Genomic DNA, 300 nt, shown 5'->3' on the forward strand with positions numbered 1-300 from the left:
GACGACAAAGCCCTGCTGACACTGATTAAGCAGTGGCTTAAGGTGCGGGTGCAAACCCTAGATGGTAAATTCAGTAAACCGGCAGCAGGCACCCCGCAAGGGGGCGTGATCAGTCCGGTGCTGGCGAACATCTATCTGCACTACGCCCTGGATTTGTGGTTCGAGAAGAAGGTTAAACCGCGTATGCGTGGAAGAGCCATGCTAATCCGCTACGCAGATGATTTTGTAGTAGCTTTCCAATTGAGAACGGATGCAGAGCGCTTTTACCGGGTGCTACCGCAACGGCTGAACAAGTTTGGC

Annotated in this window: 1 protein-coding gene; it reads left to right on the top strand. The window is 53.0% G+C overall.

Annotation, left to right across the window (positions count from 1 at the left end; translation table 11 throughout):
- Positions 1-300: reverse transcriptase domain-containing protein (locus tag MO867_RS24470; protein WP_252473449.1), on the top strand; the 300-nt coding region annotated here is incomplete at both ends.

The sequence above is a fragment of the Microbulbifer okhotskensis genome, assembly GCF_023895975.1.
GTDB lineage: Bacteria > Pseudomonadota > Gammaproteobacteria > Pseudomonadales > Cellvibrionaceae > Microbulbifer > Microbulbifer okhotskensis.